9 protein-coding genes are annotated in these 13,147 nt (G+C 39.4%); 8 read left to right on the forward strand and 1 reads right to left on the reverse strand.

Features of this window, described 5'->3' with window-relative positions; genetic code table 11:
- Positions 1–22 precede the first annotated feature (22 nt).
- Positions 23–1,816, forward strand: a complete 1,794-nt coding sequence (locus N477_RS24785) for a diguanylate cyclase (RefSeq protein ID WP_063363987.1) — start codon at positions 23–25, stop codon at positions 1,814–1,816.
- Between the two features lie 22 nt (positions 1,817–1,838).
- Here the strand turns inward: N477_RS24785 and N477_RS24790 are convergent, their stop codons facing one another.
- On the reverse strand, positions 1,839–2,909 hold the full coding sequence (locus tag N477_RS24790) for a DUF3083 family protein (RefSeq protein WP_063363986.1): 1,071 nt from the start codon (positions 2,907–2,909) through the stop codon (positions 1,839–1,841).
- Between the two features lie 217 nt (positions 2,910–3,126).
- Between N477_RS24790 and N477_RS24795 the strand changes: the two genes are divergently transcribed.
- From N477_RS24795 to N477_RS24825, 7 genes are all read left to right on the forward strand, one after another.
- Positions 3,127–4,368, forward strand: coding sequence for a hypothetical protein (locus N477_RS24795; RefSeq protein ID WP_063363985.1), 1,242 nt, complete (start codon positions 3,127–3,129; stop codon positions 4,366–4,368).
- 276 nt (positions 4,369–4,644) lie between these two features.
- Positions 4,645–5,226 carry an RNA polymerase sigma factor gene (locus N477_RS24800; RefSeq protein WP_231098164.1) on the forward strand — a complete coding sequence of 194 codons (582 nt, stop codon included), beginning with the start codon at positions 4,645–4,647 and terminating at the stop codon, positions 5,224–5,226.
- A gap of 342 nt (positions 5,227–5,568) precedes the next feature.
- Positions 5,569–6,084, forward strand: coding sequence for a UpxY family transcription antiterminator (locus tag N477_RS24805; protein WP_063363983.1), 516 nt, complete (start codon positions 5,569–5,571; stop codon positions 6,082–6,084).
- A gap of 172 nt (positions 6,085–6,256) precedes the next feature.
- Positions 6,257–8,197: an ATP-binding protein gene (locus N477_RS24810; RefSeq protein WP_063363982.1), complete on the forward strand. Its 1,941-nt coding sequence runs from the start codon at positions 6,257–6,259 to the stop codon at positions 8,195–8,197.
- A gap of 1 nt (position 8,198) precedes the next feature.
- A complete protein-coding gene (locus tag N477_RS24815) occupies positions 8,199–8,834 on the forward strand; it encodes a Pvc16 family protein (RefSeq protein WP_063363981.1) in 636 nt (211 codons plus the stop codon).
- 95 nt (positions 8,835–8,929) lie between these two features.
- Complete coding sequence (locus N477_RS24820) at positions 8,930–10,990, forward strand: tail fiber domain-containing protein (RefSeq protein ID WP_063363980.1); 2,061 nt, start codon at positions 8,930–8,932, stop codon at positions 10,988–10,990.
- Between the two features lie 15 nt (positions 10,991–11,005).
- Complete coding sequence (locus tag N477_RS24825) at positions 11,006–13,054, forward strand: Ig-like domain-containing protein (RefSeq protein ID WP_063363979.1); 2,049 nt, start codon at positions 11,006–11,008, stop codon at positions 13,052–13,054.
- Positions 13,055–13,147 lie beyond the last annotated feature (93 nt).

Consider the following 13,147-nt stretch of genomic DNA (forward strand, 5'->3'; position numbering starts at 1 on the left):
GTAAACTTTACGGGAAGCGTATTTGCAACACATATTTTTTTTGTTAGTGGTGGCTTTACTTTACTCATTGCCTGCATCAGCATTTTCAAAACCACAGTTACTGGAGTTTGAAGCATCGGTTGTTTCCTCTCCTGCTCAATTACTTAAAATGGAAATGCCTCCTGTTGGCATCGATGAGCTGTTATGGTTGACGCTTAGAGCCCGCGCTGCGTTCTTTAGAGGCGATATCGATACTGCGGCGAAACTTTTTGACTTGGGAAAGGCCAGAGCACAATCTTCACCTTTACAACTTACTTCTGGTTACTGGTTTTTATATCGTGCTTTTTTCTCAGTAGAGCAGGGTGATTTAAATAAAGCGAAGCAGTATATAAAGCAAGCTAGCCTTTGTTTTACTCAAAATAGAGAAAGTGAGTTTTTGGTACGCGCTCACGCGATGGAAGCTATCATTTCAGTGTGGCGAGAAGAGTATAGTACTGCATTAAAGCGACTTCAGACGGCGCAAGGGCTGATGTCTAAATACTCTAACGAGCAAGGTGATATCACTAAATTATTGGTCTATGATGCGCTAACAGCTTATTACTCAACGTTGAAATTTTACGTCAAAGCACTAGGTTATGCACACCAAGCACAAGAATTAGCTGACAGACAAAATAATGTTCTGGATGGTTTACCTGTAAAATATAACCTGTGCTTAACATTATTGCGAGCTGGGCTGCTTGAAAAAGCAAAAGTATGTTATTCGCAAATGCTTGTAGCTTCTGAAGAATACGATTTGCCGAGGTATAAATTTTGGGCTTTATCAGGGCTTGGTAAAATAGCGTTATCAGAAAAAACATTCGAGCTATCCATAAAACATTTTAATTCAGCCCAAAGTACACAAAAAAGCGCCATTATAAACCCCGCGCACATTATTGTGCTACACAATAACCTCGGGTATGCATATGCACAAACTAAGATGTTTGATAAAGCACTTGAGCAAATTACGTTTTCAAAACAGGTTTTGAGTACATATCACAGCCCATTAAATAATAGATATATGAGACAAACACTCAAAATCGAAGCGGATGTGCATCAAGCGAAGCAAGATTTTCCGCAGACAGTATCCACATTACGTACTTATATTCGCCTGCTCGAGGAGAGCGAATTAAAGACACAAGGTAAGCAGCAAAATGATAATCAAAATGTAATAAGGTTAGATCGTAGGGAGAAGAGTTCGCCTAAAGAACACCGGCAAAATTACAGTTCTAAAGAAGATGGAACGTTGACAAAGGCATATATTTTTATTGCGTTGTTACTTGCTTGTTTGATTGGCCTGATTATTTATCATAGACAGTCAACAAGTAAATTGACTCAAGACTTGTATTACAGAGATATCGCCACAGGCTTATATAATAGACGCTATTTGATTGAAAAACATGATGATTTTACAAGTTGTCATGTGGATTATGCTATGGCGCTTATCGAGGTAAATTCAGAACTTAGTGAAAGGTATAGCAGTAACGTGTTTGAGGACTCTGATCTTAGATTTATTGCCGACCAACTGTTGATGCAATTTCGAGATGATGGTGATTTAGTCTGTAGGGTGAGTGATCAAGAGTTTGTAATCATGTGTTTAGGGATGAAAAAAACAGTTTTACAAAAGCGATTAGCGGCGCTCAATAAGGTCTTGATAGCACAGAGCAACAAGGCCCCGTTGTCAATATCTGGCGCACTCATATGCTCAGATGAGGGCGACTTTGGAAACATATTTGCCGAATTAGAAAGTCGCTTGAACCATGTCAAGCGCACAGCCAAAGGGCAGGTGATTTCGTTTTAATCACCTGCTTTAAAAGGCTTTTTTAATAGTTATAACTAATGTGTTGGAAAAATCGCATTGTTATATCTTGCTTTTCTGGGTTTACGGGAAGCTGAGTTATAAATCGCCTTACCATGGTTTCAACATTGTTCATGAATTTTCCATACCCCGTATCTTTGTTATCACTGTCGTTAGCTACGATAACAAAATGCATTACATCACATAGATATTCGGCGTCCCAAATTGTGTGGGTTTGTCCGTCAATAAGCGAAGTGTCAAAGCTCAGCTTTTGCAGTTCTCGGTTGTGTGCTGATTTATCAATTTGGCTATTCCTGACAATAGGCAGTCTACCATCAGCTACAAATCCTATATGTGTCAGCTGAAGCTGATTACATGTTGTCAGTAGTTTATCTTCAATATGCCTGTAAAAGTTCGCATAGTCACCAGGTCTGAGCATATGCTGGTATTCGGTTTTAATGGCTCTAGTGATCGGAACAGAGAATGTAACATAGGTAATTTCACTATGAGCCTCAGGCAATGAGCAGTTTCTGGCTTGATAACGAGGGTATAAGCTTCTCAGCTTATAACCATATGTTTCTCTATGACCTTTAATTTTTGAGAAAATATCATATGTGAGATGTTGATGGTCTCTCACTTTTATCTGCATATTTTCTTCTTCATATTGAGACTGAAGTGCGTCTAAAGCACGCTTTACTTTACTATGAAAAGACGCAGCATTTGCTCTTAGTTCATCACCTGTGGCTAAAAACAAGAAACGGATCTTTCTAGCTTTATGATCTTCATCACTGTAAACCTTGTGCGCTTCATGATATTTAGGGTTGTAAAAAAACAGGATTTGTTTGTCTGTTTGTAAACTGTAAGCCTCTTCGTGATATCTGACAACGGGCAGCTTGTCATTTACAATAAGCTGTACGTTATATAATTCATATTCATCACACAGTGCAAATAGCTTTCTTGAGAGGCGCTGATAAGCACTTTCAACATCATCAAAGCGTTCATAGAAAGAGTTCTCGGGTTTAAACTCTGCCAAAATATAGTGGTTATTGCGAGCATTGGTTGGAATATAGACACGATGTAAATTCAATGAAGCCATTTTTAATCCTTAACGATACACCTGATTTTTAGCTCATATTATTGAATTTAAATGACGATTTTATTGCGCTGGAACAAAAGTTGTCATAATAGTTGAATTGAAGCTGATAACATCTACTGCATTCATTTGCTCATTTGTATCGCTATTTAGGATAAGTCATTAGACATGTAAATAATTCTCGTTTAAAGTTCTGTGGATTATTAATGGGAACAATACAATGAAACTAATGCCTTTGAGTGATCGTTCACTCAACTTTCTCGCCTTAGGTGAGGCAAATAATAATAATGCAAATTCATGTGACTTACTCATTTTAGATGGTCAATACGATATGGAAGTGTTGGCAACTAGTGTTGATCAAATTGCACGTACTCATCCAGTTTTGCAAAGTCGAATCGTGAGAAAAGGGCTTAAGTATTATTGGCAATATGACGCGTTACTGTATCCACCCAAATTATATTTAGATTGGAGTGACCGCTACAGTGATGTTGAGCAATGGCATAAGGCGCTTAGGCAATATGCCATTGACAACCCTATTGATCCTTTCGCAGGCTCACCGTTGAAGTTTGTTTATATCCGCTTTAAACATCTTAGTGCAATGTTGTTTCTTTCCTCTCATGCAGCCTCTGACGCGCGAAGTGGTTATATCCTGTTTGAACAATTGCACTCCATCTTGAATAAGCAAACTTTTCCTGAGGAAGATAATAGCTTTTGTGAAGAGCATCTGATTTTTGATAGAGTTAAATTAAATGCAATACTAAAGGCTGGTAAATACTTAGTGTCTGAGCTGTTCAAACCCAGCGCTAAAATTACGATTGAAGATTCTAGCAATTGGTCTGTAGATTATTATGATTTTGGCACTGCGGCTACAGAGTCTTTAGTGAGATGGGCTAGACAGCATCAAGTATCTGTTAATGTTGCGCTTAACTATGTACTTAATAAAGCATTAAATAAGGGCGAAAAGTACACTATTATTGAGACTATTTCGATTAGAGGGATAGCAAAGCAAGATCTCGCATCTTCGTATAACAATTTAATTATGCCGTTCGGTTCAGAAGTCGGAGGCGATAGCTGTTGGGTTCAGGCGTACCAAGCGCGTCTACAGAATTTGAAACGTGAGGGATATAAGGTGCACCAAGCAGAGCAGCGCATACAATCTTACTCAATAAATTTGATGCCTAAGTTTGCGTTAAAACTACTCGTTAACTGTTACAAACACCTGTTTCTGAGAGGAAATGTGATCTTATCTAATTTAGGAAGACTAGATTTTGATTTAAGTTATATTGGCGAGCATAAGATTGTAGATACCTACAATTTTAGCGTCCCTTTGCCGCCTGCTGGTTTAGCATTGGTTGTAAGCACTTATAAAGAAAAATTACGAATTTCTTTTGCTCATAGAAGTAAAAATATAGAGCCGATAATAAAAGCTATTAAACATGAACTGTCAGTACTAAATGAATAAGCATCAAATTCAATTATTCATACCTTCTTACTTACGAGAAGGTATAGTGTTTAGTATTGCAAGTAATTTTCTTTTTTTGCATCTCTTAACTTAATCCTTCTTTGTTACTCAAATTTTAGGCTAAAAATGTACTTTGACTCTAAAAGCAAATAATTTATGGCAGCAGAATAGGGTTATACATTAAATAAACAATGGTTTATATATTGTATTAATTTTGTTTTCACATAAATGCTATGCGCGCGTCTTTCCTCCGATATAAATTTTTTTATTGGAGAAATGATGTTACATACAGGGGAGTTAGTTGCAGCAAAACAAAGGCAACTAAAAGGACATAGTGAGTTTTGGACAATTTGGCTTGAAAACAAAGAAAAACTATTAAGCTGTTGCCACCGTTGGCTAAGAAACGATAGTGATAAAGTTGAAGATGTACTTGCGCAAACTTGTGAAAAGGCATTTCGAGCATATAATCAAGCAAATTATACAATAGAAAATGAATTTGCTTGGTTATGCCGTATTGCTCACAATTTATGTATGGATGAACACCGTGCAAGAGCTAAACATCAAGATATAGTCAATCACGTATCTGAGCTGCCGGATCACTTCTTTTTTGCAGATAACCAATCCACCTCTTTAGAAAGCGACCATTGGAATACCAGTTTATATGCGAAGTTAGTAAATGAAATCTCTATACTTCCTAGAGATTTACGTCTTGTGATGCAATATAAATTTCTCTATGAAATGGAGTACCCAGAAATTGCAAGTAGACTGCAATTATCACTAGAGAATGTAAGGAAACGGGTACAGCTAGCAAGAAGGCAACTGACAAATTTAAAAGAAGAATATAAGCGGTATTGTTAACACCTGATAAGGTTCAGCACATTGTACAAATATATTTTCCAGTAGTTTTATAAGAGTAATGATTTAAATCAATAAAATTATTTCACATATCTTTATGTATTACGTTTATTGCCTGCAAGGTTTTAAACATCAGCCCAACCTTGAAAGTGGTCTCAAAAATTGAGGCCACTTTTTTTGTTTCAATTAACTTAAATTTTCACAAACTATCTCGAGTTTCGTCAGTACGGTATTAAAACAGTAGTAAGCATTCTAAATTGTTTATTACTTAACTTTAAAACATAAACCTCTGAAAAGATCGCTCCATTATGTGGGCGATGTGGCGGAGCGTATCTAGGATTTGAGATGACAACAATAAGAAATTGGTACGTTGTTTACACTAAGCCGAATACCGAAAAGAAGTTTGCAGAACAAGTATCGAATATTAACTCTGGATGTGATGTATTTTTACCATTAAAAGTTGAAAAAAAACAGTGGAGTGATCGTGTTAAAACAATAAATACTCCTTTATTTAAATCATATGTATTTGTTTACCTAGACGACTTTGAATATCACCATATCAAACGCTTAAATGGGTTTGTAGATTTTATAAAGTTTAATGGCAAAGCAAGTATTGTTAAGAGCGCTGAAATTGAAAAGATCAAAGCGGTTATTTCTTCGGGTTTTGAATGTGAAACAGTACCTAATAGGTTAGCTATTGGCAGTCAAGTAGAAATCACAGTTGGAGCTTTAAAGGGTTACCAAGGTTACTTGGTAGAGCGCACCAACGACAGCGTATTTGTAATTGAAATAGCAGGTTTAGATCAAAGTTTGATGCTATCGGTTCCAGCCGACCTGTTACAAGTTGTTGAGGCCAGATGATGGAACAACACTGTTTTTATAACCTAATGTGTACTTGCGTAATCTTGTTGGTTTACGTTGAAGCGTTAGTAATTAGTATTCAGATCAAAGTGCCTGTGCTAAAGGCACAGAGAAAGCAACTTTCAGTCAATTCTATGCAGCCTTTAGAGTTAAGCGTACGGGGTTTAAATGTATGTTAGCACCCGATCAAGTGACATCACAACAATTTGAACTAGAAAAGCAGCTTGCTCGTTGTTTTTTTCAAATTGGAGCTGCACTGTCACAAGATGAAGAGAATATACAACTTTTGATGTCTCATTTTGATGATGCGTTAGAGCAGTTAATTTGCGCGGCTAAGTTTAAGTTTGTTGCACAGGTGTTTAGTCTTAAAAAATATGAAATGAGGCTAATTGCTCTTGTGTATATTCAAGAGCTTGAACCTGATATTTTGACACCTTTTATAGGATTGAGTTGGTATGAAAATGGCCCAACACTTAGCCTTGATAAGTTATTGTATTTGAGTCAATTGGGTAATAAAAGGGCGTTGCTATTTAATGGAAGCCTTCGCATGAAGGTGTTTGAATGGCAATTATTACAATATGGACCTTCGCAATCGCTGACTGAACGTGTTTCTATACACTCAGGGCTATTACATTATTTATTGACAGGTTCTTTAAGTCTTAAAGAAGAACACGTCGTTGCATTTGATAGTTGTGCTTCACAAGATACTATTTTTAGGTTTTGTATGGATGAGATGGAGGATGATTTATCTAGCAACCAAATTTTCCAGATTGATACTTATAATACAGATATTGCTCGCTGGTATTCGCAACAACTTGCCTTTCATGAACATGCTTTGTTTGGCTTTTTTCATGATGAGCGACTTCAGAAAATGGATTACACCTCATTTATCTGTTCATTAGTAGATGTCATCCTTAGTGCTGCAGGTAAGCACATATTCTTATTTGCTGATGATTTAAATTGTGTTTCTCCCTTGATTTTCGAAAAACTAGATCAGTTAGATCTTGGGGCAGCTAAGGTATCATTCGTGAGTCCATTGGCTAATCAGCCAAAAGAAGCGCAAGCGTTTTGTAAGAGGATTAAATTTAAAAAGCCTTCAGCTAAATCTCTTGAAGATACTTGGCAGATGTTATCGCCAGCACCAAATAAAGCGGAAGCCGCCTCAATTACGTCTCGTTACCCTGTTTCGATACATCGTATGTCAGTATTGGCAAGCACTGCTAAACAAAATATGCAAAGTGAGTCTAATTTTTGGGACATGCTTCAATCACTGTGTTTACGTGAACTAAGTAAAGGTCCTGAAGAGCTGGCAAAGCTGGCTGAACCTCGGTTTAAAATTTCGGATATGGTTTTGTCGCCACAAGTGTCGTTGCAGCTTGGTGAGTTGGTTGGTCGAATAGATAAAAAAGCGGATTTGCAATCCCAATTATCTCGTTTTATGCCAGGCTGTAAAGCACTTTTTTGGGGTAAGCCGGGTACGGGTAAATCAATGGCTGCGGAGGCCATTGCAGGGGAGCTTCAGCTGCCTTTGTATATCGTGAACTTAGCTAATATCGCGAGTAAATGGATAGGGGAGACGGAAAAGCACCTAGAAAAGCTTTTTGATCAAGCCCAAGATCACAATGCCGTTCTGATGTTTGACGAAGCCGATGCGATATTTGCGAAAAGAAGTACTGTAGAGTCTAGCCAGGATAAAAATGCAAACACGGGCGTAAGTTATTTACTTCAAAAAATAGAACACTACAGCGGCCTTCTACTGTTAAGCACAAATCTTAAATCTAATTTGGATGATGCTTTTTTACGACGGTTCCACAATGTGATTGAGTTTACATTGCCAACGCCGGAACACCGAGAGCAGTTATGGCGTCGCGCTTTGTCAAAAAATGGCAATGATGTCCTCATGAATTCGATAACAAGTTTGGCACAAAGATTTGAATTAAGTGCTGCACAAATTTTCAATATTACGGAGTCTGCGTTATTACAACGTTTGATGATAGATCATAGAGATATAGACCCTGAATCGCTCGCGAATGCGCTTAAAAGAGAGCTTTCAAAACAACACGAAGGATTTATGGCACAGCATGAAATAAAAGCCTGGTTGCAAGGAAATTAATATGGATCCAAACATTATTTACAACACACAACAAGCGTTAAAAACATTCCTCACTGAGCGAATTTTGTCGGTGAGTAATGGAACTGGTACAGAGCTAGATAGTGAAATTGCGCTTAGTTTTGTTGCCCCGGATAAAACTTTTTACGACAAACATGTCAGTGACGAGCCAACGGTTAGCTGTTACCTGATTGGGGTCGCTGAAGATATAACTCGTCGTCAAAGTGAGCCGCCAAGAAGTTATTTGAACATTTCTCAGACCCATCGCATTCATCATAAAGAGCCAAGGTTTGTTTCGTTGACTTATATGCTGACTGTATGGAGTAAGGCTGAAGCAGGCAGTGCAGAGCTTGAACATATGGTACTTAGTTATTTGTTATGTGGACTAGGTGCTTATGACTTTTTACCTGAAGACATTCTGGCTAAGTATGGGGTAGAGGATAAGCCTTATGGGATCCGAACACAGTTATTTGGCAATGAGCATAGTGAAAAAGTAAGTGGTCATGTATGGCAAGCTTTGGGCTCGACACCTAAACCTACTTTGTTACTTTCTTTGTCTGTACCTGTGCCAGTATTTACACCTGATGTATTGCCAGTTATCCAAGAAATTGAAACTAACATGGATAATAAATCAGCTTAGAAGCATTTTTCCTCCACCAAATTTCGCTTGCTGCATCAACTCTCCCCCGATGTAGCAAGATTTCTCAATTTTAGACTAATCACCAAAGGTTAACTATGAAACATTCAGAATTGAATACTGAACTGCGCGGATATTTTGAAAATGGCGACATACCAACTCAAATCGAATTTCGCAAACTGATCGATGCGGCAACGGATAATTCATCTACATTCAGCTTATTGGCACACCTGTTTGGTGTCACTGTTGATTGCGCGATAAGTGAGCCTGATCTCGATTTACAATCAGATTTGACGGCGAAATTAGCTGAGTACTCTCTGGTTCCTGGAGAGCAAGTTATTTTGCATGCGCAGCAAGATATTACAGAGAATGGTGTATACATATTTGAACTAGAGACAGTTGAAGGAGAGAAAATCGCCAAGCTGACCAAGCAGACGATTAATGAATTTGAAGGCATGCTAATTAAAGCGAATCGTTCTTTAGACGACAGTGCAAGTTATTATCATTATGTTATGGAAAGTAATACTGACCAAAATCTAGATTGGCATAAGGTTGAAAATTTTGATGTACCTGACTACTACTCAGAGCACATCCAAAACGCTCGCTTTCCAGCAGAAATTGATTTAACACAGCAAGGCAGCGTCGAAAACAGCAAATTGACGGCCAATTATTTAGTTGGTAATGGTGCAGCGATCACGGATTTAAATAATGCCAATTTGCCCGCTCAAATAGACCTCACGCAAATAGATAATAATTCAAGCCTTAAAGCCAAAGACATCATTGGAGATGGTCAGCAATTAACGGGGTTAGATGCAGGTCATCTGCAATTTGGACAAGTTCCACCACAGCGTATCGACTTTGCACAAATGGGTGATATTGAGTCAGGCAGCAGCGTAAAAGTCCTGAACGCAGATCATGGGTATTGGCTTAATCAAAAAGTTGAGTCGCTGGGGATCTATACTTTAATACCAGATTTTATCACTTGTGCTGAAGTCAATACGCATATCGATACTGCTTCACCATTGCTGATGCTCGATGGTGTATCATTGCAAGCGGGCGATCTTGTTTTGTTAACAGCCCAGCTAGAGCCAAGTGAAAATCGTATATGGCAAATTCAATCAGACAAAACACTGTCTTTACCATCGCCAGAGATTGCCTTAAGCCCAGGTGCCGCAGTAAAGATCAATGCAGGTACTGTACATCAGCATAAAGTTTTTGTTTTAGCCTCTCAGTTTGAAAATTTACAGGGGGATGTTGAAAACCAATGGCAGGCTTCAGCTCAAGTTACATTGGCGGGCGCCGGTCTCAAGGTCATTAATAATCAACACTCGGTAGATGTTGCTACACCAGCAGATATTGAAGCGGGTGTCACAGATAAGCTACTCGATGCTGCTCAATTCAAAGCGCAACAATCTTCTGGATCAGATGCTTTAAAAGCAGATTACAACGCTAAAATCACCGTTCAAAAAGAGCGCATTGATAGCATTTTGGAAGCGAGTGATGCAGATGCAGATTCATTTAAAGAAATTGTTGATTTGATCAACTCAGTAGACACTGAGTCGGATCAAGCTTTTGCAAGCTATGTACTGAGTAATGATCAGAGAAGTGCCCAAATAGAAACCGATCTGGCTACAGAGTCGAGCACGAGGTCACAAGAGGTAGCATCACTTCAGACAGCTTTACAGCAAGAGGTGTCAGTTCGTACAGCAGATTCGGCATCAAGATATACCAAGGCGGAGGCCGATCAACGCTTTCTAAAATCCGTCAATACCCAGCTTGTAGGCACAGTGGATATTACGCAGGCTAATTTTAACGGCAATATGGCTGTTTCAGGAGCAATCACCGCAACGGGTGATGTGACTGCTTTTTCTGATGCACGGCTAAAATCAAATATTAAACCCATCACAGAGGCGCTCGCAGCCGTAGGAAAGCTAGAGGGTGTTACATTCGAACGCGCTGATGGTCAGTCTGATAGGCGTTATACCGGGTTGATAGCGCAAAACGTAGAGCAAGCCTGTCCTGAAGCTGTATACGAGCAAGATGACTATAAATCTGTTGCCTATGGCAACTTAGTTGGCCTATTAGTTGAGGGTATTAAAGAACTAAATAACAAGGTAATGAGTTTAGAAAATCAAGTTGCCAAACTTGAGTCTAAATAAAGGGAGTGAAGGTGAATGACTTTACAAACGAATGGACCCATATCACTCAAGAATATTGGCGATGAATATCGCGACTCACAGCCCCATGAATTAGGTTACTTCAGCGAGCATGTCGACAAAGTGCCAGGCGACACACTCGCAATCAGCGAGTTTTACGGCAAGTCAGCTCAAACGATACGCCTAGTTGATAAAACGTTTCAGGTTTATACGCAGCGCACTGCTATTATTCCAATCGCCAATATTCTTGAGGGTAGCTTTGATGAATATAGTAATGGGCAAGACCCTATTAGGCTGATTGCGGCACAAAACCCTCAGTTTGGGACTGTGCTTATACGTGGCGCCAATATTGAATTCACCTCAAATAGTGGAATTGGCAGTGCGGCCCGTTTTGATTTTGTTGTTGAAAACAGCATAGGGATCCGCAAAACACATTTTGTCACCATGTCAGTTGTAGCGGTCCCACCAATAGTATGTAATCCAGATACCTTGAGCCTACAGCAAGGTGAATCTGTGTTTATCAGCAAACAGCAATTGATTGCCAATGATGAAGATGGCTCGGGCACTGGCCTATCCTTAATCGGTGTATCCAATGCACAAGGCGGTACGGTATCTCTCAGTGGAGACACTATTACTTTTCTATCTACAGGGCTCGCAGAGCAACCTGCGCAGTTTAACTATCGTGTTAGAAATGGTCACAGTGTTGAACAAACTGGTACGGTCTATATTAACATCACACCTTTACCTGAGCTGGAATCGTACATATACCGCACCCAGCAGCAATCAGATGATGCAAGGCAAAGTTATAGCCCGCCGACGATGCAGGATATCTTCAATAATTGGGCAAGATTTAACGGAAACGAGTATTTCCTAAATAAACAAGATGCCGAAGCTCGCAATAGCGCCAATGCAAAAGCTTGGTTCTATCGCGCTTCTACAGATAGTGTCGTTATGCCGCTCAATGTATCGCCTTCAAATGGGTTTGTATCCTCGGAGAAAGTCGATAACTACACCTTAGAGGCGACGTTAAGTTCGGATAATAGTGATAATGATACAATTGGTGTCGTTGCTGCTTTTGTTAGGGAAGGGAACACAAACTATGTCCTAACGATAGTGCTCAATACAGGTGGTACAGCGCCCGCTTCAACAGGGTGTGGTGTGTATTTTGGTTATGCCGGTGTAGGCTCTGGTTCTGATAAGTTACTCGGGCAATACAACATTGGAACTGGTGGCGGATGGAATAACAAACGTGTGCGCGTAAAAGTTCAGCGTCAAGATGATATTTTTAAATTTTACGTGACGCCATGGAACCAAACGGGCAATTTCCAATCTGCCAGTGAGATTATTGTTGATTTGAATAACGACACGGATTTACATCGCTTCAAAGGCAAGCAATCTTATGGCTACATCACTTACTCCCAGCCAAATTCAACCTACTTGGATACCGATTTGCGCGGTGGACTAGACGTATCGAGAATTTACGATGCGCAAAATAATTTTGTATGGGAATACGTGAATGGAAGTTGGCAGAAGGTATCAGGCAGCATACAAAGTCATTTAGGGTACATCAGAAAGGTCTTTAATCCGCAAAGCCAAGAGCGCTTTCTTATTTCGCAATCAACAGTCAGCTACTTAGGGAATTTGGTGGAAAACAGTGCGTGGAATAGCACCAAATTGCTTGATGAAAGCCAAAATATTCTGGCGGAGCAAGCTTTATCACAAAATGGCGCGCCAGCTGGGAGACGGATGTTAGCCTTGTATACCAAAGGGAAAGAAGAGAAAAATTATCTAACCGGTAAACCAAGTGTGTCTTCTACATCAGCACATACTCATCACAACAGCAGTCCTGGCTTTAATAATTTATCGAGTAAAAATTGGTTTGCTGATAATGAAATAGACTTGGCAATTACCAATTTCGTTGGCGGTACCGTGGTATTTGAGGGCGGAATTGTTGGTCGGATCACCAGCATAGGCAATGATAATGGGACGAGTGCTTTTGTGCATTATCAAGTCACCAGTTACCGCTTGTTTGAACTGATCCCCGAAGTGTCATCCCAGCACCTTTAAAGATGCTTTGCAGCGTTGTGTTTAATCCTACCATGACAGTTGCTGCTTGAAATAAAACTCCAATTCTACAACCTGTAGTGTTTCAAACCTGAA

Source organism: Pseudoalteromonas luteoviolacea H33-S (genome assembly GCF_001625695.1).
GTDB lineage: Bacteria > Pseudomonadota > Gammaproteobacteria > Enterobacterales > Alteromonadaceae > Pseudoalteromonas > Pseudoalteromonas luteoviolacea_B.

What these genes read in the sequence shown, in the direction of transcription:
- N477_RS24790 (WP_063363986.1), bottom strand. Translation starts at nt 2,909, where the DNA reads ATGGCTTCATTGAATTTACATCGTGTCTATATTCCAACCAATGCTCGC.
- N477_RS24795 (WP_063363985.1), top strand. Translation starts at nt 3,127, where the DNA reads ATGAAACTAATGCCTTTGAGTGATCGTTCACTCAACTTTCTCGCCTTA.
- N477_RS24800 (WP_231098164.1), top strand. Translation starts at nt 4,645, where the DNA reads ATGATGTTACATACAGGGGAGTTAGTTGCAGCAAAACAAAGGCAACTA.
- N477_RS24805 (WP_063363983.1), top strand. Translation starts at nt 5,569, where the DNA reads ATGACAACAATAAGAAATTGGTACGTTGTTTACACTAAGCCGAATACC.
- N477_RS24810 (WP_063363982.1), top strand. Translation starts at nt 6,257, where the DNA reads ATGTTAGCACCCGATCAAGTGACATCACAACAATTTGAACTAGAAAAG.
- N477_RS24815 (WP_063363981.1), top strand. Translation starts at nt 8,199, where the DNA reads ATGGATCCAAACATTATTTACAACACACAACAAGCGTTAAAAACATTC.
- N477_RS24820 (WP_063363980.1), top strand. Translation starts at nt 8,930, where the DNA reads ATGAAACATTCAGAATTGAATACTGAACTGCGCGGATATTTTGAAAAT.
- N477_RS24825 (WP_063363979.1), top strand. Translation starts at nt 11,006, where the DNA reads ATGACTTTACAAACGAATGGACCCATATCACTCAAGAATATTGGCGAT.